We start from the raw sequence: 25,632 nt of genomic DNA, 5'->3' as shown, positions 1-25,632 counted from the left end.
GTGATGATCCCGCACGTTACTCACTTCGATAAGACCGATATCACCGATCTGGAAGCGTTCCGTAAACAGCAGAACGCCGAAGCTGAAAAACGTAAACTGGACGTGAAATTCACCCCAGTGGTCTTCATCATGAAAGCCGTTGCTGCTGCTCTGGAACAGATGCCGCGCTTCAACAGCTCTCTGTCTGAAGATGGTCAGCGCCTGACCCTGAAGAAATACATCAACATCGGTGTTGCGGTTGATACGCCAAATGGTCTGGTTGTTCCAGTCTTCAAAGACGTGAACAAGAAGAGCATTACCGAGCTGTCCCGTGAACTGACTGTGATCTCTAAGAAAGCGCGTGACGGTAAGCTGACCGCTGGCGAAATGCAGGGCGGTTGCTTCACCATCTCCAGCATCGGCGGCCTGGGTACTACCCACTTCGCGCCAATTGTTAACGCGCCGGAAGTGGCGATCCTCGGTGTCTCCAAGTCCTCTATGGAGCCAGTGTGGAACGGTAAAGAGTTTATGCCGCGTCTGATGATGCCAATTTCTCTTTCCTTCGACCACCGCGTGATCGACGGTGCTGATGGTGCGCGCTTTATCACCATCATCAACAACATGCTGTCCGACATTCGCCGTCTGGTGATGTAATAAAAAAGCCGGCCAGACGGCCGGCTTTTTTCTGATAACCTCAGGATGATTTGGGGTTATCAGCAACAAAGGACAAAATCGTTTGCCGTTTGTTGTTTAAAAATTGTTAACAATTTTGTAAAATACACGCGGATAGAACGTCCCGGTGGATGATGGGCGTAATAACTATAACGTCAGACCGCCGGATACAAATGATAGAGGTCATGATGAGTACTGAAATTAAAACTCAGGTCGTGGTACTTGGGGCAGGTCCTGCGGGCTACTCTGCTGCATTCCGTTGCGCTGATTTAGGTCTGGAAACCGTAATCGTAGAACGTTACAGCACCCTCGGTGGTGTTTGTCTGAACGTTGGCTGTATCCCTTCTAAAGCACTGCTGCACGTTGCAAAAGTTATCGAAGAAGCCAAATCGTTGGCTGAACACGGTATCGTCTTCGGCGAACCGAAAACCGATATCGACAAAATTCGTACCTGGAAAGAGAAAGTTATCACTCAGCTGACCGGTGGTCTGGCTGGTATGGCCAAAGGCCGTAAAGTGAAAGTGGTAAACGGTCTGGGTAAATTCACCGGGGCAAACACCCTGGAAGTGGAAGGCGAGAACGGTAAAACCGTAATCAACTTCGACAACGCTATCATCGCGGCGGGTTCCCGTCCGATTGAACTGCCATTCATTCCACATGAAGACCCACGCGTTTGGGACTCTACAGACGCACTGGAACTGAAAGAAGTGCCAAAACGCCTGCTGGTTATGGGCGGTGGCATCATCGGTCTGGAAATGGGTACCGTGTACCATGCGCTGGGTTCAGAGATTGACGTGGTTGAAATGTTCGACCAGGTTATCCCGGCTGCAGACAAAGACATCGTTAAAGTCTTCACCAAACGTATCAGCAAGAAATTCAACCTGATGCTGGAAACCAAAGTGACCGCCGTTGAAGCAAAAGCAGACGGTATCTATGTTTCCATGGAAGGCAAAAAAGCACCTGCCGAAGCACAGCGTTATGACGCCGTACTGGTGGCTATCGGTCGCGTACCGAACGGTAAAAACCTCGATGCGGGTAAAGCTGGCGTAGAAGTTGACGACCGTGGCTTCATCCACGTCGACAAACAGCTGCGTACCAACGTACCGCACATCTTTGCTATCGGCGATATCGTCGGTCAGCCAATGCTGGCGCACAAAGGTGTTCACGAAGGTCACGTTGCTGCAGAAGTTATCGCAGGTCAGAAACACTACTTCGATCCGAAAGTGATTCCATCCATCGCGTATACCGATCCGGAAGTTGCCTGGGTTGGTCTGACTGAGAAAGAAGCGAAAGAGAAAGGCATCAGCTATGAAACCGCCACCTTCCCGTGGGCTGCTTCTGGCCGTGCTATCGCTTCCGACTGCGCAGACGGTATGACCAAGCTGATCTTCGACAAAGAATCTCACCGTGTTATCGGTGGTGCGATTGTCGGCACCAACGGCGGCGAGCTGCTGGGTGAAATCGGTCTGGCTATCGAAATGGGCTGTGATGCTGAAGATATCGCGCTGACCATCCACGCTCACCCGACTCTGCACGAGTCTGTTGGCCTGGCAGCAGAAATCTTTGAAGGTAGCATTACCGACCTGCCGAACGCGAAAGCGAAGAAGAAGTAATCTTCTGACCCGTAACCCGGCCGAGCATAGCGACGCCGGGAAGCGCACGGTCCTCCCGGAGTCGGCTAACACCTCGTCCGGGCTACCATAGAAAAAAGCGGCTTAACGGCCGCTTTTTTTATGCTCTCTGCCAACGAGTTATGTCTAACCGTAGCAAAGATTACGAAGCGGGTTACAGTTTTCCGACGCTATCGCTATGTTTTCGGCACCCTCATCCTCTTCTCTCCCTTTAATCTCGAAACGTTCTGTTAACGCTTGCCGCAACTTGAATAATAATCACGATATAAACTGATAGCAGGCTAATAAATTGGAGTGTGAGACGATGAAAATGTTTCTGACGACGGCAGCCTTAGCTGCAACGCTGGTTTCTGGATTGGCTTTTGCGAGCGACGCGACGATCCCGTGGGCTGATAACAGCGGCGGTACCGAAAGTACGCATATCGCTGCGATGGGACAGAACCTGAACGCTGAGCATCAGCAGGTAACAAAAACGTAGGAAGGGGTGTGGGCCGATAACTCCGGCAGCATTAGCGCCGATGAAGCCGCGCTGACCAGCAGCAAACCGGCGGTGAAAGGCCACCCTGAACTGATGCCGCATCAGGGCTAAGTTAACGGTATCGTTGTTTGAAGAATACCCGGCTGCGTACAGACGCCGCCGGGCATTTTTTTACTCTGCAACCGCCTGCCAGCCCGTGCTGGCATCGGGATCAAAGTGGGTAATCGCCTGCGCTTTCTGTTCAGACTCAGCGCCCAAATTGGCTTCATAAACGCGATCGTTTTGATCAATCATAAAGCTCATCACGCCAGTTTGTCCCCATTCAACGGGCCAGGCGAGTAAGGCAACGTCGCCTTTATCGCCTTCAGGCAGAATGCGGAAATGGTAGCCATGATAGCCTTCCCCTGGTACCGCTGGGCTGAAGTTTGGCCCTAAGGGACTTGGCGTTTCTCCTGGCGCTATAGGCCAGTAAAGGCCATCTTTTTTCCCTTCGCTACTGATAATTTTCTGCGCCCAGGCATGGTTCAACTGGTAGTAGTCCTGCTGGGCATCCACGTAGGCGTGCATCGCCTCAATGGCTGACAGTTCGTTACGCCCGATGGCGCGCGTCAGAATTTCATCTTTCCCCGCGGCCATGTTGAATTCCCACCCATCGGCCTTTTTTTCCATTGGAATCGGTAATCGCCAACCGTCATTACCGACGTCCAGCCAGGCGGTATTACCTTGATTGACGATACGGTGATTAACCTGCCAATCGCGCAGGAAGCGATCAACGGCATCCTGATCGACGCCGTCGGGGGGTAAGAACTGCTGCCAGTTATCGCCGAGCAGGTTGTCGAGCTCAGCATCGTTTTTCTGCGTGACCGCGTTGACCAGCGCACTTGCGGCCTGGTCCGGGGTGGCGAAGGTTTGCTGCGCCAGCGCCATCAGTGGTGACATCGCCAGCGCCAGCAGCGCTATCTGTATCTGCTTTTTCATCACATTATCCTTTAGCGTCGACGGAACTCATGGTGCCCGGCAATACCGCCATTATGTTGCTCAGCGCTAAGGCCGGAAGCGTGGCGGCTCTGTAGCCCTCGAGACTGCTGTGCCTGCCATGATGGCGCGCGGCTTTCGTTGCCGCTGAGCGCCGTGTTGCGCAGACCGCCGCCGTTGGCGCGCAGCGCGCTGTTCTGACCCATCATTCCAGCATTCAGATGCGGTGTCTGGCCGTTTAACCGTTCATGCGTTTGCAGATTCTGATGCTGGGTCGCATTCAACTGCGGATGCGACTGTTGAATATGCTGCTGTGCTGCGGCGCGCTGCGAAACCGTATGGCTCGGCGTTCGGCTGGTTGGGGCGTCGTAGCCGCGGAAGTTATTCCGCTGCGCGGCCTGATTCCACTGCTGTGTTGCCGCGTTACGCTGGGCATCACGGGAGCCCAGCCCGGCTGGGCTGGCATTGCCGCTACCAATATGCGTGCGCTGCTGTAGCTGCGACATCGCCACCTGACGCTGACTGTCGCGGTTAGGCTGCGCGTGCTGAGTGGCGCTCAACCCGCCGACCGCTTCCGTTTGATGAGGTGCAAACGCGCCCAGCGTTTGATGCGTAGCGCTCAGGCCACCTGGCACGTTGGTCTGGTGGAACTGCTGCGCCACGTTGTTATTCGGGTACGGCGTGTTGCCGCGATACGCCGGGTTGTGCTGCCAGCCCATCGTCTGACCGCTGATATTCTGCCCGCTAATCTTGTTGAAGTTATTCACGTTAATGTTGATGTTATCGCCATTGTGCTGATAGCCCGATGGATGGCCGCCGTGATCGTCATGATGGTCATCGTCATGATGATGATGGTCGTCATCATCCCAATCGATGTTGCTGAAAATCGCATAGGTGGTTGCTACCCCAAGGCTATAGCCGAAACCGCGTACAAAGCTGTCGGCAAACTGCTGCCCCGGAGGTGGCGGCAGATAGACCGGCGGCGCGGAGGTATAAGGCCAACTGCTGCCGTAAACCACCGTCGGGTTGTAGTTCGGCACGTATACCACCTGCGGGGTGCTCGGTTCAATCTTGATAACCGTCGGCTCGCTGTTGGTGGAATGGGGGGACGTCGAGGAGGCCACGCGTTTGGCGGTGGTGACCGTTTGCTGCGGCGTCGATTTCAGCGAGCCGGTTTGCTGGGCGAGCTGGCGTAGTTTCTGTACTGCATCCATGACGTCCTGTGGCTGCGCCAGGAATGCGTTACCGAGGTTGGTCACCCACTGCGGATCTTCACCCATCATGCCCGTCAGCTGCGGGAAGGCGACCAGCGACTTCACGCTGGCATCCCACGGTTGATTAGCCACAGCTTTTACCGCCGCATCGCCCTGCTGGCCGGGATGGTCTTTCGACCACTGCACCGCCTGCGTCACGCTATCCGGATAGGTTGAGGCCATCAGCACCTGCGACAGCAGCGGGTCTGGGTAGAGTGCGATAGGGGCTACCCACTGCGTGATTTGTGCGGTGGTGTAGGTGACCGGGGCAGGGGCCGCTTCAGGTGCCGTTACCGCCACCGCAGGCGGCGCGTCGGGCGTGACGGGCTCCCTGCTTTTGACGTACAGCGTGCCGGCGGCAGCAAGTAACCCGGCGCTGCAGATAAGCGCAATATAGTGGGGCTTAAAGGGCAAAGTCATGGTGGTTCTCCAGGGAACTACACAGTCCGTAACAGAGGAGTCGGATATGCCGCGAGTATAATGAGGCCGTTGTTTATTTTTTGATTAAAGCAGGGATTTTTGCGGTGAGTAGGGAAATCTGACAAGAGTTTACACTGTCAAAGAGCGGGCAAAATAATCGCGCCTCGACGTCAGCATCGCCCGTTTTTCATCCTCTTAGATGTCATACTTTCATAACAAAATGTTTAATACCCCGGCGCTTCGATGGTTTTTTTTCATCGTAAAACGGCTTTTTTTAATCTGTTATATCAACATTAACGATTCAGCAAATATTTAATGTTGCTTTTTTGTAAACAGATTAACACCCTTCTGAAATCCTGCTATGCTGGCCTCGCGGTACCGGGCTTTTACCCTACAAACTGCTGTCTCACAGGAGCGTGAAGAGATCGCCGACCGCATATGACAATGAGAGCGAGGAGATACCGTCGTGCTAAAAGAATACCGTGAGCACGTAGCTGAGCGTGCCGCCGAAGGGATTGTTGCCAAACCCTTAGATGCAACCCAAATGGCCGCGCTGGTTGAGCTGCTGAAGAATCCGCCTGCTGGCGAAGAAGAATTCCTGTTAGACCTGTTAACTAACCGTGTACCGCCGGGCGTTGATGAAGCCGCCTACGTTAAAGCGGGTTTCCTCGCCGCTGTCGCGAAAGGCGAAGCCACTTCCCCACTGGTTACCCCAGAAAAAGCCATCGAATTGTTAGGCACCATGCAGGGTGGTTACAACATCCATCCGCTGATTGATGCCCTGGACGATGCGAAGCTGGCACCGATTGCTGCCAAAGCACTGTCTCACACTCTGCTGATGTTCGATAACTTCTACGACGTAGAAGAGAAAGCCAAAGCGGGCAACGCCTACGCTAAGCAGGTTGTTCAGTCCTGGGCCGATGCCGAATGGTTCCTGAGCCGTCCTGCGCTGGCAGATAAAATCACCGTTACCGTGTTCAAAGTGACCGGTGAAACCAACACCGATGACCTGTCTCCGGCACCGGATGCCTGGTCCCGCCCGGATATTCCTCTACACGCTCTGGCGATGCTGAAAAACGCCCGCGAAGGCATTGACCCGGATCAGCCGGGTGCCGTTGGCCCGATCAAACAGATCGAAGCACTGCAGCAGAAAGGTTTCCCGCTGGCCTACGTGGGCGACGTTGTGGGTACCGGTTCTTCCCGTAAATCAGCGACCAACTCCGTGCTGTGGTTCATGGGTGACGATATCCCTCATGTACCGAACAAACGCGGCGGCGGCCTGTGCCTTGGCGGCAAAATTGCACCTATCTTCTTCAACACCATGGAAGATGCGGGCGCGCTGCCAATTGAAGTCGATGTTTCCAATCTGAACATGGGCGACGTCATTGACGTATACCCGTTCAAAGGCGAAGTGCGTAACCACGAAACCGACGAACTGCTGGCAACCTTCGAGCTGAAAACCGACGTGCTGATCGACGAAGTACGTGCCGGTGGCCGTATTCCGCTGATCATCGGCCGTGGCCTGACCACCAAAGCGCGTGAAGCGCTGGGCCTGCCGCACAGCGATGTATTCCGTCAGGCGAAAGACGTGGCGGAAAGCAGCCGCGGCTTCTCTCTGGCACAGAAAATGGTTGGCCGCGCCTGTGGCGTGAAAGGTATTCGTCCAGGCGCGTACTGCGAACCGAAGATGACCTCCGTCGGTTCTCAGGATACCACCGGCCCAATGACCCGCGATGAACTGAAAGACCTGGCGTGCCTGGGCTTCTCTTCTGACCTGGTGATGCAGTCCTTCTGTCACACTGCCGCCTATCCTAAGCCGGTCGACGTGACCACGCACCACACGCTGCCAGACTTCATCATGAACCGTGGCGGTGTCTCCCTGCGTCCGGGCGACGGCGTTATCCACTCCTGGCTGAACCGTATGCTGCTGCCAGATACCGTGGGTACCGGCGGTGACTCCCATACCCGTTTCCCAATCGGTATCTCCTTCCCGGCGGGCTCTGGTCTGGTGGCGTTTGCTGCGGCGACCGGCGTGATGCCGCTGGATATGCCGGAATCTGTACTGGTGCGCTTCAAAGGCAAAATGCAGCCGGGTATCACACTGCGTGACCTGGTTCATGCGATCCCGCTGTATGCAATTCGCCAGGGCCTGCTGACCGTTGAGAAGAAAGGTAAGAAAAACATCTTCTCTGGCCGCATCCTGGAAATCGAAGGTCTGCCGGATCTGAAAGTGGAGCAGGCGTTCGAGCTGACCGATGCTTCCGCAGAGCGTTCTGCTGCGGGCTGTACCATCAAGCTGAACAAAGAGCCAATCGTTGAGTACCTGACCTCCAACATCGTTCTGCTGAAGTGGATGATCGCGGAAGGCTACGGCGATCGCCGTACGCTGGAACGTCGTGTTCAGGGCATGGAAAAATGGCTGGCGAACCCTGAACTGCTGGAAGCTGACGCTGACGCAGAGTACGCGGCGGTGATCGACATCGATCTGGCTGACATTAAAGAGCCAATCCTGTGTGCGCCAAACGATCCGGACGACGCGCGTCTGCTGTCTGACGTACAGGGCGAGAAGATTGACGAAGTATTTATCGGCTCCTGCATGACCAACATCGGCCACTTCCGTGCTGCCGGTAAGCTGCTGGATAACCATAAAGGCCAGCTGCCGACCCGCCTGTGGGTGGCTCCGCCAACCCGTATGGACGCAGCTCAGCTGACCGAAGAAGGTTACTACAGCGTGTTCGGTAAGAGCGGTGCGCGTATTGAGATCCCTGGCTGCTCCCTGTGTATGGGTAACCAGGCGCGCGTAGCTGACGGTGCGACGGTCGTTTCGACCTCTACCCGTAACTTCCCGAACCGTTTAGGTACCGGCGCGAACGTCTTCCTGGCCTCTGCGGAGCTGGCGGCAGTTTCGGCGCTGATCGGCAAGCTGCCAACCCCGGAAGAGTACCAGACCTTCGTGGCTCAGGTTGATAAGACGGCGGTGGACACCTACCGTTACCTGAACTTCGACCAGCTCTCTCAGTACACTGAGAAAGCCGACGGCGTTATCTTCCAGACCGCAGTATAAGAACGTAGACCGGACGAGATGCGTTAGCATCGACTCCGGGAAATTCCCGGCGGCGCTACGCTTGGCCGGGCTACTAAAAAGGCGAGAGTTTGAACTCTCGCCTTTTTTATATTAAAGCACGGCTTGATATTGATGCTATGCCGAACATTACTTAAACTTAATCAATTGAAAGATAAGCTTATTATGTTGCTGCTTTTTCTTGAATAATATATCTCGCCATTACATTCAATATTTATATTATTTAATGTTCACTGGTTATTATTTGTTGATGTTGGGGTTTGTACTGATGCCAGATAATTAAATGTGTTCGGTTTATTATTGAAAATTCGCATAGCTGGATTCTGGTTTCCAATTTCGGAGTGATGGTATCCACCACAGTGCTGCTGTTCGCATGGTATGCCATCATGATCGCCATCCATCCGAGGGTCCGGACAGTTATTCAATACCCACTGGGCTTCCTCGCAGTTCGCCATTTCACTACAGTAATGGCGACCGTTGCATTCATAAGCGTATGAATATGTGCTTAAAAAAGTAGATAAAATAATTATTGTTTTGACGGTTTTTTTCATTTTATTTTCATTCCTTTGGTGAAATAGAATGTTTATATAATCACATGAGTATGATAGCTGTAAAATTATTAATTAATGGCTACGTGTAAGTAATTTACATGGCGAATGATGTGCGCCATTTATATTAATTTGTTGATTGGTTAATATATTCAGCGTGCGATCGTCGATGACAAACGGTCTATTAGACATTCTTCTGACATCGCCTCATCGACGTGGTGATACTCTGGGCGGTTACGGCGATGTTTTTTTCCCACTCTGCGGGCTATCGTACTGCTTTTATCCTCTCCAACTGCGATAATTACCTATAGGTACAATGCAGCGGTGACGCATTGCCTTTGTAGAGGAACAGATTATGGATTATGAATTTCTGCGTGACGTTACCGGAGGGGTAAAAGTACGTATGTCGATGGGCCACGAAGTGCTCGGTCACTGGTTTAATGAAGAGGTCAAAGACAACCTCACGCTACTGGACGAAGTGGAACAGGCTGCACGTACCGTCAAAGGCAGCGAACGCTCATGGCAGCGCGCGGGGCATGAATATACCCTGTGGTTGGACGGCGAAGAAGTGATGGTTCGCGCCAATCAGCTGGAGATTTCCGGCGATGAGATGGAAGAGGGGATGAGCTACTACGATGAAGAGAGCTTGTCACTGTGCGGCGTTGAGGACTTTTTACAGGTCGTTGCCGCCTATCGCGAGTTTATCAAGCAGCGCTAACGGATGCGGAGCCTGTGGGCTCCGCGACGCGCATTATTTCACGTAGGCCAGCAGGCTCAGAGAGTCGCGAGCCAGTGCTTTGCACTTCTTCGAGGTAGGAATGCCGATGCCGCTGAGATCGCGGTAGCTGTCTTCACCTAGCGCCTTCATGTTAAAGGTGTCGTAGTTGCTGAGATCCCACTGATTTTGCTGGGCAAAAAAGACTAATGCGCGACGAATTTGCGTGTTCGGTAGATTCTGGTAACCACAGTCGTTTTTCAGGAAGACAAATACCGCCGTGAGATCGGCCATATCTTCTGCTTCAGACTCGCTTAAAGCATAACTGGAACTGGACATCGCCAGCAGCGATCCAAGCAGTACCGTTCGGAAAAACGTCTTCATTTCTTCTACCTTACATCGTCGATATTCAACGTTAACATACTTCCAGAAGCGGCGGGAGGCTTTCTTAAAGCTTTCTGCTTGACCTTCCCGCAGGGGTAGGGTTTAAGCTCAATTAATCACCAGAAGCCGAAAAGGATGTAACGATGCATCGTCGTGATTTTATCAAACTCAGCGCCGCTATCGGCGTTGCCAGCGCCTTGCCTCTGTGGAGCCGTGCGGTATTCGCCGCCGAGCGCACCATGCTTCCCATTCCTCCCCTGCTTGCCGCCGATGCGAATAATCAGATCTTGCTGACCGTTCAGGCCGGAAAGACGCAATTTGCGGGAAAAACCGCGACAACCTGGGGCTACAACGGCAGCCTGTTAGGGCCGGCTATTCAGCTGCAACAGGGTAAACCCATTACGGTGAAAATTAACAACACCCTGCCGGAAGAGACCACCGTGCACTGGCACGGACTGGAAGTGCCGGGTGAGGTGGACGGCGGTCCTCAAGGGGTTATCCAACCTGGCGGCAGTCGGACCGTCACGTTTACGCCAACCCAGCGTGCGGCAACCTGCTGGTTCCACCCGCATCAGCACGGCAAAACCGGGCATCAGGTGGCGATGGGGCTGGCGGGCCTGGTGCTCATCGAAGATGAAGATAGCCAGAAACTGATGCTGCCTAAACAGTGGGGTATCGACGATGTGCCGGTGATTATGCAGGACAAAAAATTTACCGCCGCCGGTGAGATTGACTATCAGCTGGACGTAATGAGCGCCGCGGTGGGCTGGTTTGGCGATACGCTGCTGACCAACGGCGTGACCTACCCGCAGCATACGCCGCCACGGGGCTGGCTGCGCCTGCGTTTGCTGAACGGCTGTAATGCACGCTCACTGACCATTGCGACTAGCGATAAGCGCCCGATGTATGTGGTTGCCAGCGATGGCGGACTGCTGGCCGAGCCGGTGAAAGTCAGTGAGCTGCCGATGCTGATGGGCGAACGTTTTGAAGTGCTGGTGGATGCCCGCGATGGCAAACCGTTCGATATCCTGACCCTTCCGGTGACGCAGATGGGCATGGCCGTCGCGCCGTTCGATAAGGCGGTGCCGGTCCTGCACGTTCAGCCTATCGGCATTCCGGGGTCAGCAACGCTGCCGGATACACTCGTAGCCATGCCTGCACTGCCGTCGCTGGATGGGCTGACTGAACGCAAGCTCCAGCTCTCAATGGACCCGATGCTCGACATGATGGGCATGCAGGCGCTGATGCAGAAGTACGGAAATCAGGCGATGGGCGGCATGGATCACGGCGGCATGATGGGCCACGGTGGGATGACAATGGACCACGGCGGAATGGGTAATATGCACCACGGCGACGGTGGGTTCGACTTCCACAACGCGAACCGTATCAACGGCAAAGCGTTTGATATGAAAGTGCCGATGTTTGCTGCGGCTAAAGGGCAGTATGAGCGTTGGGTGATTTCCGGCGAGGGCGACATGATGCTGCACCCGTTCCATATTCATGGCACCCAGTTCCGCATCCTGCGCGAGAACGGTCAGCCACCGGCGGCGCATCGCGCAGGCTGGAAAGACACCGTTCGTGTTGAGGGCGGCGTCAGCGAGGTACTGGTGAAGTTTGACCATAGCGCGCCGAAAGAGCAGGCCTATATGGCGCACTGTCACCTGCTGGAGCATGAAGATACCGGCATGATGCTCGGCTTTACCGTTTAACCTGCTACCGGATAGCGGTCTCGCTATCCGGTAACCCTCTGGGGTAGATACAGATTTCAGCCATATCATTCAGCGAACTTCTCGCTATACTCCGGTGGTTAACGATTAATCACGAGGTAAGAATGGCTATCTTTGGTAAGGCTCTGGCAGCCTCTTTTGTCATGCTGGTGGCGGTATCGGCGCACGCTGACATGAAGATGGAACGCAAAGACATCCCTGAATTAAAGCTGAGCATCGAGATCCCGCAGACGCTCACACCAATGCCTGATGACATGGCGAAAATCAAATACCCTTCTGAAAACCGCCCGCAGGTGATCTATGGTGATGAACGCGGTAAAGCATCTTTAGGTCTTAGTAACGGTCGCCATGCGCTGCCCGCAGACAAGCTCGACGTGGCAAAGGATGCGACGCTGAACATGCTGAAAAACTTCAAACCCCAGGCGGAAGCCGTGACGGTGGACGGGCATAAGGCGTGGTTGATTACCTTCCGCTCTCAGGCGGCGGATACTGATATCCTGAATATGCTGCTGGTGACGTCAGAAAACGATAAAGCCGTGCAGGCCGCGTTTAACATGACAAAAGATTTGGAAGGGCAATATAAGGATGTGGCCAGGGCTTCACTGCTGTCGATTAAGTTTGATAAGTGACTGAAATGTAGGCCTGATAAGCGTAGCGCCATCAGGCGATCCGGTGCTGATTGCCGGATGGCGGCGTAAACGCCTTATCCGGCCTACATTTCCATAGGCCAGATAAGGCGCTAATACTTACTTCGCGTCGTCAGGTAACGCATAGGCGACGATATAATCACCCATCTTCGTACCAAACGAACCGTGACCACCTGCGGAAATGACCACGTACTGCTTGCCATTCACCTCATAGGTCATCGGCGTTGCCTGACCGCCTGCTGGCAGACGACCCTGCCACAGTTTCTCACCGTTGCTCATGTTGTATGCGCGCAGGTAGTTATCGGCGGTTGCCGCGATAAACAGCACGTTACCCGCCGTGGAGATTGGGCCACCCAGCATCGGCATACCCATGTTGAACGGCAGCGGAACCGGCATTGGGAACGGCAGGCTATCCTGCGGCGTACCCAGACGTTTTTTCCATACCACTTCGTTGGTTTTCAGATCCAGCGCGGAGATATAACCCCAGGCTGGCTGTTTGCATGGCAGACCAAACGGTGACAGGAACGCGTTCAGCGTTACGCCAAACGGCACGCCGTACTGCGGCTGAATGCCGGACTCGGTACCGCTGGACTTCGCGTCTTTCGGAGGCTCCATTGGGTTGCCAGGTCCGCGTGGAATCAGCTTCGATACAAACGGCAGCGCCATTGGGTTAGCAATCGCTACCTGACGGTTAGGGTCGACGGAGATACCGCCCCACTCGAACATCCCCAGGTTACCCGGGAACACCAGCGTGCCCTGCTCGGACGGTGGGGTGAAAATGCCGTCATAGCGCAGTTTGTGGAACATCACGCGGCACACCAGCTGGTCGAACATGGTGGCGCCCCACATATCCGCACCGGTCAGATCTTTCTTCGGACGGAAGCTCAGATCGGAGAACGGCTGGGTTTTGGTGACGTAGTCGCCTTTGGCCGCACCCTGTGGAACTGGTTTTTCCGGTGCCGGTACGACCAGCTCACCGTTACGGCGGTCGAGCACGAAGATGTTACCGGTTTTCGCTGGCGCGTAGATAACCGGCACCGTTTTACCGTCAACGGAGATGTCTGCCAGCGTTGGCTGGGACGGCATATCCATATCCCACAGATCGTGGTGAACGGTCTGGTAGCTCCAGGCAAGCTTACCGGTGGTCGCATTCAGCGCCACAATCGAGCTCGCGTAGCGTTCCTGCTCTGGCGTACGGTTGCCACCCCAGATATCTGGCGTGGTGACGCCCATTGGCAGATACACCAGATCCAGCTTCGCATCATAGGCTGCTGGAGCCCAGGAGTTCGGCGAGTTGAAGGTGTAGTGCTGGCCTTCGCCTGGAATCGCATTCGGGTCTTTCGCGCCCGGGTCAAAGGCCCACAGCAGTTTGCCGCTGTTAACGTCAAAGCCGCGGATAACGCCAGATGGCTCACGGGTGGAGAAGTTATCGGTGACCGCACCGGCAATCACGATAACTTTATCGGTGATAATCGGTGGTGAAGTAGGTTCGTACATACCCGGAGTGGTGACCGGCATGTCGGTTTGCAGGTTGAGAATGCCTTTGTTGGCAAAGCTTTCACACAGCTTACCGGTGTCGGCGTTGAGGGCAAAGATACGGCCATCGTTCACCGGCAGGATGATACGGCGCGGACAGTCGGCAACCACGTCAGGGGACGCGTTCGCAGTGGTCGCTTCATGGTAAGACACGCCACGGCAGGTCACGTGCTGGAAGCTTGGGTCGGTGCCGAGCTGCGGGTCAAAGTGCCATTTCTCTTTACCGGTTGCCGCGTCCAGGGCAAACACGCGCTGGTGGGCGGTGCAGAGGTAGAGCATATTGCCAATCTTGATAGGGGTGACTTCGTTAGTGATTTCACCCGGATCGTTTGGCTGCTTCAGGTCGCCGGTACGGAACACCCAGGCTTCCTTCAGATTATGCACGTTATCGGCGTTAATCTGCTTCAGCGGCGAGAAGCGCTGACCTTCCTGGTTGCGGCCATAGGCCGGCCAGTCTTGATCGGCAACCTGAGAGATTGGCTCTGCTGGCGTCGCATCTGCGCTCAGCGTGCCGTTCACTTCCTGCGGGTCATGGAAACCAGCCCAGGTCAGGATACCGGCGCTGATAACCAGCGCGACGACCAGCGCCGCGACGGCTCCGCTCGACGGTACCACCAGACGGCGCCAGACGAATGGCAAAATCAGCCAGACGCCGAAGATAACCAGTACGTCGCTACGCGGCGTAAGCGCCCAGAAGTCGAAGCCGACTTCCCACACGCCCCACACCATGGTTGCCAGCAGCAGTACGGCGTAAAGCCACAGCGCTGAACGCTTAGCGCGCCAAAGCTGTGCGGTAATGCCCAGCATCACCAGACCCGCGATAGGGTAATACCAGGAACCCCCAATCGCGACCAGCCATATGCCGCCAATCAATAGATATAAGCCGCAGAACGCCGCGAAGAGGGCCGTTAGCCTCCCGAGAAGTCCTGGACGTTGATGATTTGTTTCAGCCATAGAAGAGTGTCCATTTGTTTGTTAATTATTGCTTTCATTTCATTATAGGATTTAACAAGTGTGATCGAAATCACAAATTGAGCTTTATTATCGAATTAGCCGCATGAATCGTTTTGCTGGTATACTTTCTCGCTTGCTGATCAACCTCGTGACTCTGGGTTAACGGGTTGAGTGATTTACATTTAAAATCATGTGGTTAGTTAAATGAAACATACTGTTGAAGTGATGATCCCGGAAGCGGAGATCAAGGCGCGTATCGCTGAACTGGGTCGTCTGATTAACGAGCGTTATAAAGACAGCGGCAGCGAAATGGTGTTAGTCGGTCTGCTGCGCGGCTCGTTCATGTTCATGGCTGACCTGTGCCGTGAAGTACAGGTTCCGCACGAAGTCGATTTTATGACGGCATCCAGCTATGGCAGCGGTATGTCCACCACCCGCGACGTGAAAATCCTCAAAGATCTCGACGAAGATATTCGCGGTAAAGACGTGCTGATCGTCGAAGACATTATCGACTCCGGGAACACCCTGTCGAAAGTGCGTGAGATCCTGAGCCTGCGCGAGCCGAAGTCGCTGGCGATTTGTACGCTGCTGGATAAACCAACCCGTCGTGAAGTTGAAGTGCCGGTTGAGTTTGTCGGCTTCTCTATTCCGGACGAATTCGTCGTGGGTTACGGGATTGATTACGCTCAGCGTTACCGCCACCTGCCATACGTTGGCAAAGTGGTGCTGTTAGACGAGTAAGTTTGCAGGTAGCCCGGACGAGGCGGAACGCTGACTCCGGGACACACCCGGCTTCACTGCGTTCGGCCGGGCGACAAGGGATGATTTCCCTTATTTATGATTGATATGTTTTAACTTGAGGTTGGAAATCCCGTGGCGGTAACGCTGCTCGAGGGTTTCGCGGCTCGTGGCGGTCACATCAAGGTCGCGCAGCAGGCCGTCGTGAATACCGTACGCCCAACCGTGAATCGTCACCTTCTGCCCACGTTTCCATGCTGATTGCATAATCGTCGAATGGCCCAGGTTATACACTTGCTCCATGACGTTCAACTCGCATAGCGTATCCATGCGGCGCTCCGGCGGCATCTCGCCCAGCAATGAACTATGTTTGAACCAGATATCGCGAATGTGCAGCAGCCAGTTGTCGATTAACCCCAGCTCTGGATTTTCCACCGCCGCCTGTACGCCGCCGCAGCCGTAGTGGCCACAGATAATAATGTGTTCAACTTCCAGAACATCAACGGCATACTGCACCACGGAAAGGCAGTTAAGATCGGTGTGGATAACCAGGTTAGCGACGTTACGGTGGACGAACAGTTCGCCAGGCTCAAGCCCGGTCAGGCGCTCGGCGGGGACGCGGCTGTCAGAACATCCAATCCATAAAAAACGAGGTTTTTGCGCTTGCGACAGCGTCGCAAAAAAGCCGGGATCCTCTTCTCTCAGCATCTTTGACCATAGTGCATTGTTGCTGATGAGTGTATCTATGTCGTTCATGGAAGCGGTAACCCAGTAATTTTCGTTGGGTTAATATAGGGCAACTCCTGATTTATTAAAACCAAATACTCGTCGTACTTTACATTGCAACGGCGTTGGCTTTTCTCGCTCACCCCTGTCACGTACGGACGTACGCTCCAGGGGATTCGCTGCGTCGCCGCCTTGTTGCAACGTAAATTACTTAGAGTAAATATCAAGTATCAGAATGTAAGGTAAGCGAAAATCTATGACCATTGCACTGGAATTAGAGCAACTGACAAAGACCTATCCTGGCGGCGTACAGGCGCTGCGAGGGATCGATCTTAAAGTCGAAGCCGGTGATTTCTACGCGCTTCTGGGGCCGAACGGCGCGGGTAAATCCACCACCATCGGGATTATCAGCTCGCTGGTGAACAAAACCTCGGGACGCGTGAGCGTATTTGGTTATGACCTGCAAAAAGATGTGGTCAACGCCAAACGTCAGCTTGGGCTGGTACCGCAGGAGTTCAACTTCAACCCGTTTGAAACCGTGCAGCAAATCGTGGTGAACCAGGCGGGTTATTACGGCGTTGAGCATAAAGAAGCGGTCATCCGCAGCGAAAAATACCTGAAGCAGCTCGATCTGTGGGAAAAACGCAACGAACGTGCGCGGATGCTCTCCGGCGGGATGAAGCGTCGTCTGATGATTGCGCGTGCGCTGATGCATGAACCAAAGCTGTTGATTCTCGACGAACCTACCGCGGGCGTTGATATTGAACTACGTCGCTCCATGTGGGGATTCCTCAAGGATCTCAACGACAAAGGCACCACCATCATTCTGACCACCCACTATCTGGAAGAGGCAGAAATGCTGTGCCGCAATATCGGCATCATCCAGCGCGGTGAACTGGTAGAGAACACCTCGATGAAGGAGCTGCTATCCAAGCTGAAGTCAGAAACCTTTATTCTCGATCTGGCGCCGAAAAGCCCGCTGCCGAAGCTCGAAGGTTACAAGCACACGCTGGTGGATACCTCGACGCTGGAAGTTGAAGTGCTGCGTGAGCAGGGGATTAACAGCGTCTTTGCGCAGCTGAGCGCGCAGGGCATCCAGGTACTGAGTATGCGTAACAAAGCGAACCGCCTTGAAGAGCTGTTTGTCTCGCTGGTTCATGAAAAACAAGGAGATCGCGCATGATGCAGCTTTACTGGGTTGCGCTGAAAAGCATCTGGGCGAAAGAGATCCACCGCTTTATGCGTATCTGGATCCAGACGCTGGTACCACCCGTCATCACCATGACGCTGTACTTTATTATTTTCGGCAACCTGATCGGTTCCCGTATCGGTGAAATGCACGGCTTTACCTACATGCAGTTTATCGTGCCGGGTCTGATTATGATGGCGGTGATTACCAACGCCTATGCCAACGTGGCCTCGTCATTCTTCAGCGCGAAGTTCCAGCGCAACATTGAAGAGCTGCTGGTGGCACCGGTGCCAACGCACGTTATCATCGCCGGGTTTGTCGGCGGCGGCGTGGCACGTGGCCTATGCGTGGGGATTCTGGTCACGGCTATTTCGCTGTTCTTCGTGCCGTTCCAGGTTCACTCGTGGGTGTTTGTGGCGCTGACGCTGATCCTGACCGCTGTGCTGTTCTCGCTTGCTGGCCTGCTTAACGCGGTCTTCGCCAAAACCTTCGATGACATCAGCCTGATCCCAACCTTCGTGCTGACGCCGCTGACCTACCTCGGCGGGGTGTTCTATTCGCTGACGCTGCTGCCACCGTTCTGGCAGGGACTGTCGCACCTGAACCCGATCGTCTACATGATTAGCGGCTTCCGCTACGGCTTCCTCGGCATTAACGATGTCCCACTGGTGACGACATTTGGCGTGCTGGTGGTGTTCATCGCCGCGTTTTATCTGCTGTGCTGGTATCTCATCCAGCGTGGGCGCGGCCTGCGCAGCTAGCAGTGCTGTATTTCCCGGCAGGTAAACGCTGCCGGGAACCATTCTTTGACAGTCATCACCCCGCTTAATTGATTACTTAGCTAAACTGCTTGCCTGCTAAGGAGGCAAGTTATGTTAGGTTGGGTCATTTCCTGCCACGACGACAAAGCACAGGAACTGCTGGATCGTCTGGAAAAAAAATATGGGCCGCTGCCGCAGTGTCGGGCCGTCAATTACTGGCGAGGGCTGAGTTCAAATATGCTCAGCCGCATGATGTGCGATGCGCTACATCAGACTGATTCTGGGGACGGGGTTATTTTTCTCACCGATAACGCGGGCGCTGCCCCGTATCGCGTGGCCGCGCTAATGAGTCATAAGCACAGCGGCTGCGAAGTGATCGCGGGTATCCACTATTCATTAATTGAACAAATGATTCCTCTGCGGGATTCCCTCAGCAGCAGCGCCTTTCGCGAGCGCATTGTGACGCTAGGGTCGCCCGGAGTGACCAGCCTGTGGCATCAGCAGCAGAAAAATCCGCCCTTTGTTCTGCTTCACGACCTGTATGAGTCTTAAACATTGGTATTGATGTAGCTTTTGTTACAATAGTAGAGTCGTTTCCCGCTTCGGTTATTGCTCATGGCTATACGTACGGTTGTTTTCTTCCTGCTTTTCCTCACCGGCAGCGTGGCCGCCGCGTTGCCCACACGTTATATGCAGACAACTGAGGATGCCGCTATATGGGCGCGTGTCGGCAATAAAACGATGACCGTGGGCAACCTGCGTGCCGGGCAAATCATCGCCATTGAGCCCGATGTTGAAGACTACTACACCTTTAGCTTTGGTTTCGGTAAGGGCTTTATCGATAAAGGCCACCTTGAGCCAGTGCAGGGTAAACAGCGCGTTGAGGATGGGCTGGGGGATTTAAACAAGCCGCTGAGCAATCAGAATCTGGTGACCTGGAAAGACACGCCGGTCTACAACGCGCCGGATATCGGTAGCGCACCACTCGGTACGTTGGCGGAGAACCTGCGCTATCCGGTTATCAACAAGCTGAAAGACCGGCTCAATCAGACCTGGTATCAGATTCGCATCGGGGAACGTCTGGCCTATATCAGCGCGCTGGACGCCCAGCCGGATAACGGCATTCCGGTCATTACCTACCACCATATTTTGCGCGATGAAGAGAACACCCGTTTTCGTCATACCTCCACCACTACCTCGGTACGTGCCTTTAGTAACCAGATGACCTGGCTGCGCGATATGGGCTATACCACGCTGACCATGTATCAGCTTGAGGACTATGTTCATAATCGCGCCAATCTTCCTGCGCGCGCGGTGGTGATAACCTTTGACGATGGGCTAAAGTCGGTCAGCCGCTACGCCTACCCGATACTCAAGCAGTACGGTTTTAAAGCCACGGCGTTTATCATCACCTCGCGCATTAAGCGCCATCCACAGAAGTGGGCGCCGAAGTCGCTGCAGTTTATGAGCGTTTCCGAGCTGGAAGAGATTAAAGATGTTTTTGATTTCCAGTCACATACCCACTTCCTGCACCGGGTAGATGCTCACCGTCGGCCAATTCTGCTGAGCCGGAGCTATCACAATATCCTGTTTGATTTTGAGCGCTCGCGACGGGCGCTGGCGCAGTTTAATCCGCACGTACTTTATCTCTCGTACCCGTTCGGTGGCTATAACGCGACGGGGGTGCAGGCGGCGAGCGATGCCGGTTTTCATCTGGCGGTGACGACGGTAAAAGGGAAGGTGAAGCCGGGGGATAATCCGATGCTGCTGAAGCGTCTGTATATTATGCGGACGGATTCGCTGGAGACGATGTCGCGGCTGATAGTCAATCAACCGCAGGGGTAAGGTTAGTAGTAGGACATCAACACGGTGGCGGCGGCTTTGAACTCTCCGGCTTTCATCGGATTACCGTCTTTGACTAATTGAGCGTTAAAACTGAATACGTTGGCCGTGGTGTTTGAACCGGTATTGAAGTCGTAGCGTGTTTCGAGGGATGAGTTCGGGATGAGTTGACTGTAGCTCCACCCGCTCAGCAGTTTGACGCCTACGCCGGAGGCGGCATTGCTGGTGAGCGTATTCCCCAGCAGGTCGTTACTGCTTCCCGTTGTTTTATTCGAGGTGATTTTCACATCAGTGCCAAACAGGTTATTGCAGCCTTTAAGTTGTACGTACACATCCTGGCTACGCGTTGATTGATTAAAATCGGCAAACATATAGTCACCGAGATCGATATTGGTTGAGCCATCACTCAGCGCTGCGGCCTGGCAGGTGGTGGTAATAATGGGGATTTGAAAGCTGCTTGGCGTAACGTTGAATGTCCAGGGCTTGTTATTGCTATCGGTTCTGTCGCCAATTGCCATTTGCCCCAGTGAAAAGCTGGTTTTGGGTGTTAATGTGGTGATACCGGTGGTATTTCCGCTAAAGTCATAGTTATATTGATAAATATGAATGAGTGCCTTCCAGGTTTTATTTTTCCAGCGTTCGTCATTGTGATCGGCTTCCACCACGACCCAACCATCGTCGCTGGACGAGTTTGAACTTTTGAAGAAACCGCCACCGGCATCGGAATAAATTTTGACGGTAAAGTAGATACCGGGAATATTGGTATAATACCAGGCTGCGCCATCATCATATGCGCTCGCCGCGCGGACATAAGAACCATCGAGCTTTTCTTTTAATACCTCGCCACTCTGACCTAAGCTACAGGTAGATTGCAGTGAGGGGCTCAGCGTTAAATCTACCGTGGCGAGCAATATCTCATCACTCGAATTCATGGGGCCTCCGGACTGGCTCCAGCGAATATTATTTGAGGATATGCCATTGACCAGCGTTGTCGTACCACCGCTGCCGTTATCAAAGCGACACTCAATCGCGGCGTGCGCTGAGCCAGTTGCTATTAACAGCACGGCGAGCAGAAAATAAAGACGCCTTGCCGGTTTTCGTCGTGTGATAAACATAGGAAACCTTCCTTCATCCTGAATTAGTTATAAATGGTGCTGACCAGTACGTTGCTGGTAATTTTTCCTGCGCTAACCGGGCCGGTATTTTGTGGCCGGGCATAGAACTCATACTCGGTGGCCCAGGCATTGTTTTGTATATCAATGGTGACGCTAGAGGTACCATCGCTGTTGAGTACATTGGCGTGGTGCGCCGTTGAGAAAATAACAATCCCGACGTTATCCGCGCCGCTTTCTGTCGCCGGCGTTTCGTTGATAAACACCTGCTTGCTGCCCGTTGGCCACCGCCCGCTTTGCGGCTGGAAGCTAAAACTCAGCGTATTCACCGTCATATTATCTTCCGGGCAGCTTTCTACGTTTATTGTAAAGGCGGTACCCGCGACGGCATCGGTGGGGGCAAGACGTGAGCTGCCGTCAGCGTTATAAAACCACCCCTTTCCGACGGTAGGGAGATGTACCTGACCGCCGTCAGACACGGATATCTGGCAGGTGTTTTCAACTATATTGGCGCTGAGGGTCATCTCCAGGTTGGCGTCGCCCGCCTGACAGGTGCTTACGGCTGCCAGGTACGTTAATAGGCTGAAGATGGAGCGTATTTTTTTACTCAGCGTGAATAACACGATTTTCTCCCAACCTTATCTGCTACTGATACGTTACCAGGAAGGTGACCGGGGCGCTGACGTTGCCAGCCGTGACGTCGCTGATAGTTCGTGTCTTGGCAATCACGATGCGGGCATTCATCTTAACATCGACATCGGTATCGCTAATGGTGATGTTCTGTGCGGGTTTGGTATTGCAGCTTAATAGCGTTCCTGCGCCTGCCTCTCCCTTCCAGATTTCAAAGCCGGTGGCGTTGCCCGCGGAGAATGAATCGCCGTCAGAATCCGGGCCAGAACAGCCGCCGCCGCTGCCGGAAGTGGCCTGAATGCTGGCGGATTTAACACCCATACAGTCGCTGAAGGCAATTTTGAAGGATTCGCTGCGGCTTTGTGCCACCAGATCGGATTTAAATACGTCACCAAAAGCGAGCGTGCTGATGGCTTGCCCGCCCGCGCTCTGGATTTGTGCTGTGCAGGTGCCGGCTTCAATGGTTGAGGTAAACGTTGCCTGGACGCTAGTCGTGCCGGTGATGTCGGCGAGGGTTACCGGAGAAAAACTCGCGGTGGCCAGGGTGATAGCAATCAAAGATATCAGGGTACGCATTTTCATTTTTTGGGCTCCTTGCCGTTACTCATACTCGAAATTAAACGTTGCGGTGGCGCTGAAAATACCGGTTGTTCCTTTACCGGTTGCCGTTTCCATGAGCCGAGCAACTAATGGCACTTCCTTGGCGCTGATTTCGCTTGATGTCCAAAGCAGGCTTTTGGCATCGTCGGTGGCGTTGATTTCAAAAGGTTGATCGGGCGTGATGGCCCGGGCAATGCTGACGCCAACGTTGCTGGCCGCGTTATTGGTCGCCGAATTGCTAATCGCCGTCTGAATGCTGGAAGCGGTACCGGTGATGGTGGTTTTCAGTTTGGTTAAGCTTGACGGGCAATCGACGATTTTGAGCTTAAACGCGGTAGTCGCGGAGCTGTCGGCGTTGACGATTTTATCCAGTTGGGTAATCCCGCCGCTGCCGATGGGAATAATATTGTTTGTGCCGTCGCCGGTGCCGCCTTCAAGGGTCATATCGCAAGTTGTCTCACGAAGCGTCGCGGTAAAGGTCAGGTCGAGGTTGATCGTGCCGCTAGCCATAGACGACGAGCTTACGCACAGCGTCAGCAAGATGATAATACGTAAAAAGAACCATGGTGATTGCATAAAACACTCCTTGTGAAATTAATCCATCTGGCAGGTTTGGTTATTCAGCATGATGCTCAACCCCACCTTTTGCGCAGACTCCGTAATGCGATATGTCACTGTACAGCTGCTGTTGGCGGTATTTCCCCATATGACGCGTAGCGTGCCATTGTCCTGCACGCCGCGGACATAAGCCTGCCCCGCCTGGCCGACGGCGCCGATGGAAAGCCCTTTTTCATTGAGCACATCTGCGCCAAGCGGGATAAAACCGTTGTCTGAACGGTGCAGATCGAGCAGCAACGAGCGGCCCTGATCGGTTTCAAAATCGACTCGAATGACGGCGCCGCTGCGTGGTACGGCGATGGTGCTGGTGTTTTTAATCTCTACGTCGGATTCCAGGCTGGAGATATCAAGACCAATTGTGTTTTCCCGATAAGCAGACAAATACGGCATGATGGCGTAACCAGAGCCGTCGATAACGCCATCGCCGGTTGTTAAGCGTGAGCCCTTTGCCCCGGGAGCGTTGACCAGCGCCAGCGTATCGGTATCGCCGATGCTGCCTGGAGCAAGCGTCATCCCTCCGGAGTGCAGCAGCATACCGCCGCTGTAGCTCAAGGATGTCTGGCGGTTACTTCCGTCTGCTGCGGAGGCGGAGAGGCTTAATGGACCATAGGCGCTGTTGTAGCTACCGTATCCGCCGATTTGTTTGGTATCGCTGCCATCAGCATGAGTAGCGCTGGCATTGATGCTGTAGCTAAATCGGTAATCTTCGGTATTACCGTTAGCGCTGGTATTCAGCGTAGAATTATTTTTGAGGTCTGAACTCAGGCTGGTGTTGATACTGGAGAATCCGGCCGTGGATTTTTCGTGACCAAACAGCGTTTCAAGTGGAATGCTCAGGTTGATATATAGCCGGTCGTCTTTTTCGCCATATTCGTTGTAGCTGCGCTGTAATGAGATACTGTAGCTGCCCAGGCTGAACGAGTTGTTATAACCCACAGAGTATTGAGATGTGGTGCTACTGTTATTCCAGTAGTTTTGCCAGCTTCCTGTCAGATAAAGTGAGCCATAGTCCTTTTTTTCCGCCGCCAGCGGTTGGCTCACATTCATCTGAATTTGATTTTTCATCCGTTGATAGCTGTTATAGGTGCTGTTGCTATCGTTGCCCGTGCTGCTTTGGATTTCATCGGCGAGCGTGGCAGCATCGCTTAGCGTCAGATAGTTTGCCGTTGAAAAACGGTAGGCGGCGACGTTGAAAGAGGTGTGTGTCGGCTCAATCAGCTTGCTCTAGGAGAGGCGATAGCTTTGGCCGCTTAGCGCGCCCAGGCCGCTAATGTCAGCGTCGGAATAGGTGGCATCCAATGAGAATGCACCCAGCCGCGTATTGACTGCCAACCCCAACAAGCCGGAAAAATAATGGTTATCGGCATACTGCGCGCCAGCGTATCCCGTGACAAGATCCGTTAAGCCGTAAAAACCGGAGAGATAGCCCACTTTGGGGCGCGTCTTCAAATTGCTATCATTCAGCTCCCCTATGCCGATATCCCAGCGGGCATTGCCGGGGCGAATCAGCTGGCTGACGGAAGAGTAAGGTACGGAAAAGGTTCGCTGGCTACCGTCCGACTCTTCGACGGTAACCACCAGATCGCTGCCATAGCCCACGGTGCTCAAGTCGCTAATTTCGAATTCACCCGGCGGAACGGTGCTTTCATAAATTTTATTTCCGCTTTGCGTCACGGTGACTTTGGCATTGCTGGTGGCAATGCCATGAATCGTAGGCGCATACGTCGAGATCCCGCCCGGCAGCATACGGTCATCGTTATAAATACGCATTCCGCGCAGGTTGAAAGCGTTAAATACATCGCCACGCGTATAGGAATCGCCAAGCAACAACTGTGAATGTAGCTGCGTGAGGTCGCGCTGTAGATAAATGTCCTGGCTGGCGTAGTCAGCGCCGCTATCCTGATCCCAGTTGAGAGTGCCTCGTGAACGCAGGCGCCACGGCCCGATATTCAGACCATATTTCAGGCCAGCATAGGCGGTTTCAGTCGTGCTATTGGCGCTATGGCTACGCCAGGCGTTGAGATCATATGAAAGCATAGCCGCTGCGATCCCGTCATCCCAGAGCGAAGGGTCAATATAGCCATTCGGGTGTCTGTCGATATAAATCTGCGGCGAATTGAGGTTGAGATCCTGGGTACTGGCGTCGAAATCCCAACTCATGCCGGGGAAGGCGCTGGTGATATCAATGCAGGTATCTTCGTCGTATTTTTTTAGTTTTTCTTTAATTGCATCCGTTTTAATCCCTATCTGCATCAATATTTTTTTGGTGAAGCAGGGTGTGGCTCGCGGGGTGTTATGGTGATGCTGCCAACTTACTGATTTAGTGTATGATGGTGTTTTTGAGGTGCTCCAGTGGCTTCTGTTTCTATCAGCTGTCCCTCCTGTTCAGCTACTGACGGGGTGGTGCGTAACGGC

23 protein-coding genes and 2 pseudogenes are annotated in these 25,632 nt (G+C 53.8%); 13 read left to right on the top strand and 12 right to left on the bottom strand.

Annotated features, from left to right (window positions below):
* The 3 genes and pseudogenes from RDN66_RS07620 to RDN66_RS07610 form a co-directional block, all read left to right on the top strand.
* Window positions 1-633 (top strand): 2-oxo acid dehydrogenase subunit E2 (locus RDN66_RS07620; RefSeq protein WP_308537750.1); only part of this gene is annotated, 633 nt, incomplete at its 5' end.
* Window positions 634-839: 206 nt separating this feature from the next.
* Window positions 840-2,264: a dihydrolipoyl dehydrogenase gene (gene lpdA, locus RDN66_RS07615; RefSeq protein WP_035897481.1), complete on the top strand. Its 1,425-nt coding sequence runs from the start codon at window positions 840-842 to the stop codon at window positions 2,262-2,264.
* A 322-nt stretch (window positions 2,265-2,586) separates the two neighbouring features.
* A pseudogene (locus RDN66_RS07610) lies at window positions 2,587-2,871 on the top strand (hypothetical protein).
* A 60-nt stretch (window positions 2,872-2,931) separates the two neighbouring features.
* Here RDN66_RS07610 and RDN66_RS07605 read toward each other — a convergent pair.
* Both RDN66_RS07605 and RDN66_RS07600 read right to left on the bottom strand, forming a co-directional pair.
* Entirely contained in the window at window positions 2,932-3,738 is an 807-nt protein-coding gene (locus RDN66_RS07605; protein WP_202216477.1) for a DUF2950 family protein, read from the bottom strand.
* An 11-nt stretch (window positions 3,739-3,749) separates the two neighbouring features.
* A complete protein-coding gene (locus RDN66_RS07600) occupies window positions 3,750-5,408 on the bottom strand; it encodes a DUF3300 domain-containing protein (protein WP_308537748.1) in 1,659 nt (552 codons plus the stop codon).
* A gap of 466 nt (window positions 5,409-5,874) precedes the next feature.
* Between RDN66_RS07600 and acnB the strand changes: the two genes are divergently transcribed.
* Window positions 5,875-8,472: a bifunctional aconitate hydratase 2/2-methylisocitrate dehydratase gene (gene acnB / locus RDN66_RS07595; protein WP_123650762.1), complete on the top strand. Its 2,598-nt coding sequence runs from the start codon at window positions 5,875-5,877 to the stop codon at window positions 8,470-8,472.
* Between the two features lie 248 nt (window positions 8,473-8,720).
* Here acnB and RDN66_RS07590 read toward each other — a convergent pair whose 3' ends face one another.
* Window positions 8,721-9,041, bottom strand: a complete 321-nt coding sequence (locus RDN66_RS07590) for an excalibur calcium-binding domain-containing protein (protein ID WP_202216475.1) — start codon at window positions 9,039-9,041, stop codon at window positions 8,721-8,723.
* Between the two features lie 352 nt (window positions 9,042-9,393).
* On the opposite strand from RDN66_RS07590, the gene yacL reads away from it, so the two are divergent.
* Window positions 9,394-9,756 carry a protein YacL gene (yacL, locus tag RDN66_RS07585; protein ID WP_308537747.1) on the top strand — a complete coding sequence of 121 codons (363 nt, stop codon included), beginning with the start codon at window positions 9,394-9,396 and terminating at the stop codon, window positions 9,754-9,756.
* A gap of 33 nt (window positions 9,757-9,789) precedes the next feature.
* On the opposite strand, the gene RDN66_RS07580 is transcribed toward yacL, so the two are convergent.
* Window positions 9,790-10,137, bottom strand: coding sequence for a YacC family pilotin-like protein (locus RDN66_RS07580; RefSeq protein ID WP_035891920.1), 348 nt, complete (start codon window positions 10,135-10,137; stop codon window positions 9,790-9,792).
* 143 nt (window positions 10,138-10,280) lie between these two features.
* On the opposite strand from RDN66_RS07580, the gene cueO reads away from it, so the two are divergent.
* Both cueO and RDN66_RS07570 read left to right on the top strand, forming a co-directional pair.
* The gene (gene cueO / locus RDN66_RS07575) at window positions 10,281-11,846 is read left to right on the top strand and encodes a multicopper oxidase CueO (protein WP_202216474.1); all 1,566 of its coding nucleotides are present in this window, start codon (window positions 10,281-10,283) and stop codon (window positions 11,844-11,846) included.
* Window positions 11,847-11,968: 122 nt separating this feature from the next.
* Window positions 11,969-12,493, top strand: coding sequence for a hypothetical protein (locus tag RDN66_RS07570; protein ID WP_202216473.1), 525 nt, complete (start codon window positions 11,969-11,971; stop codon window positions 12,491-12,493).
* A 117-nt stretch (window positions 12,494-12,610) separates the two neighbouring features.
* Here RDN66_RS07570 and RDN66_RS07565 read toward each other — a convergent pair whose 3' ends face one another.
* Window positions 12,611-15,001, bottom strand: a complete 2,391-nt coding sequence (locus tag RDN66_RS07565; RefSeq protein ID WP_202216472.1) for a glucose/quinate/shikimate family membrane-bound PQQ-dependent dehydrogenase — start codon at window positions 14,999-15,001, stop codon at window positions 12,611-12,613.
* 204 nt (window positions 15,002-15,205) lie between these two features.
* On the opposite strand from RDN66_RS07565, the gene hpt reads away from it, so the two are divergent.
* Window positions 15,206-15,742, top strand: coding sequence for a hypoxanthine phosphoribosyltransferase (gene hpt, locus RDN66_RS07560; RefSeq protein WP_035891924.1), 537 nt, complete (start codon window positions 15,206-15,208; stop codon window positions 15,740-15,742).
* A gap of 90 nt (window positions 15,743-15,832) precedes the next feature.
* On the opposite strand, the gene can is transcribed toward hpt, so the two are convergent.
* Complete coding sequence (can, locus tag RDN66_RS07555) at window positions 15,833-16,495, bottom strand: carbonate dehydratase (protein WP_035891925.1); 663 nt, start codon at window positions 16,493-16,495, stop codon at window positions 15,833-15,835.
* 226 nt (window positions 16,496-16,721) lie between these two features.
* On the opposite strand from can, the gene RDN66_RS07550 reads away from it, so the two are divergent.
* From RDN66_RS07550 to RDN66_RS07535, 4 genes are all read left to right on the top strand, one after another.
* A complete protein-coding gene (locus RDN66_RS07550) occupies window positions 16,722-17,648 on the top strand; it encodes an ABC transporter ATP-binding protein (protein WP_035891926.1) in 927 nt (308 codons plus the stop codon).
* Window positions 17,645-18,415, top strand: a complete 771-nt coding sequence (locus RDN66_RS07545) for an ABC transporter permease (protein ID WP_035891927.1) — start codon at window positions 17,645-17,647, stop codon at window positions 18,413-18,415. The genes RDN66_RS07550 and RDN66_RS07545 overlap by 4 nt, the downstream gene beginning before the upstream one ends.
* A 111-nt stretch (window positions 18,416-18,526) precedes the next feature.
* A complete protein-coding gene (locus tag RDN66_RS07540; RefSeq protein WP_123650784.1) occupies window positions 18,527-18,967 on the top strand; it encodes a PTS sugar transporter subunit IIA in 441 nt (146 codons plus the stop codon).
* Window positions 18,968-19,030: 63 nt separating this feature from the next.
* On the top strand, window positions 19,031-20,260 hold the full coding sequence (locus RDN66_RS07535) for a polysaccharide deacetylase family protein (protein WP_202216459.1): 1,230 nt from the start codon (window positions 19,031-19,033) through the stop codon (window positions 20,258-20,260).
* 2 nt (window positions 20,261-20,262) lie between these two features.
* Here RDN66_RS07535 and RDN66_RS07530 read toward each other — a convergent pair whose 3' ends face one another.
* The 6 genes and pseudogenes from RDN66_RS07530 to RDN66_RS07505 all read right to left on the bottom strand — a co-directional run.
* Window positions 20,263-21,189 (bottom strand): fimbrial protein, encoded by a 927-nt coding sequence (locus RDN66_RS07530; protein WP_202216458.1) that lies wholly within the window; start codon window positions 21,187-21,189, stop codon window positions 20,263-20,265.
* Window positions 21,190-21,395: 206 nt separating this feature from the next.
* On the bottom strand, window positions 21,396-21,992 hold the full coding sequence (locus tag RDN66_RS07525) for a fimbrial-like protein (RefSeq protein WP_374044003.1): 597 nt from the start codon (window positions 21,990-21,992) through the stop codon (window positions 21,396-21,398).
* 22 nt (window positions 21,993-22,014) lie between these two features.
* Entirely contained in the window at window positions 22,015-22,575 is a 561-nt protein-coding gene (locus RDN66_RS07520) for a fimbrial protein (RefSeq protein WP_202218163.1), read from the bottom strand.
* A 24-nt stretch (window positions 22,576-22,599) separates the two neighbouring features.
* Window positions 22,600-23,175, bottom strand: a complete 576-nt coding sequence (locus RDN66_RS07515) for a fimbrial protein (protein ID WP_202216457.1) — start codon at window positions 23,173-23,175, stop codon at window positions 22,600-22,602.
* An 18-nt stretch (window positions 23,176-23,193) separates the two neighbouring features.
* Window positions 23,194-23,454 (bottom strand): FimD/PapC C-terminal domain-containing protein, encoded by a 261-nt coding sequence (locus tag RDN66_RS07510; protein ID WP_308537751.1) that lies wholly within the window; start codon window positions 23,452-23,454, stop codon window positions 23,194-23,196.
* Between the two features lie 33 nt (window positions 23,455-23,487).
* Window positions 23,488-25,530, bottom strand: a pseudogene (locus RDN66_RS07505) (outer membrane usher protein); the annotation flags it as partial.
* 39 nt (window positions 25,531-25,569) lie between these two features.
* Between RDN66_RS07505 and RDN66_RS07500 the strand changes: the two are divergent.
* The coding region (locus tag RDN66_RS07500) for an IS1 family transposase (protein WP_001676991.1) at window positions 25,570-25,632 on the top strand (63 nt) is incomplete at its 3' end.

Source organism: uncultured Kluyvera sp. (assembly GCF_902485085.1).
In the GTDB taxonomy this organism is placed as follows: Bacteria; Pseudomonadota; Gammaproteobacteria; order Enterobacterales; family Enterobacteriaceae; genus Kluyvera; species Kluyvera ascorbata.
Note: the sequence above shows the minus strand (reverse complement) of the source record. Positions and strands in the feature narration are given on the sequence as shown.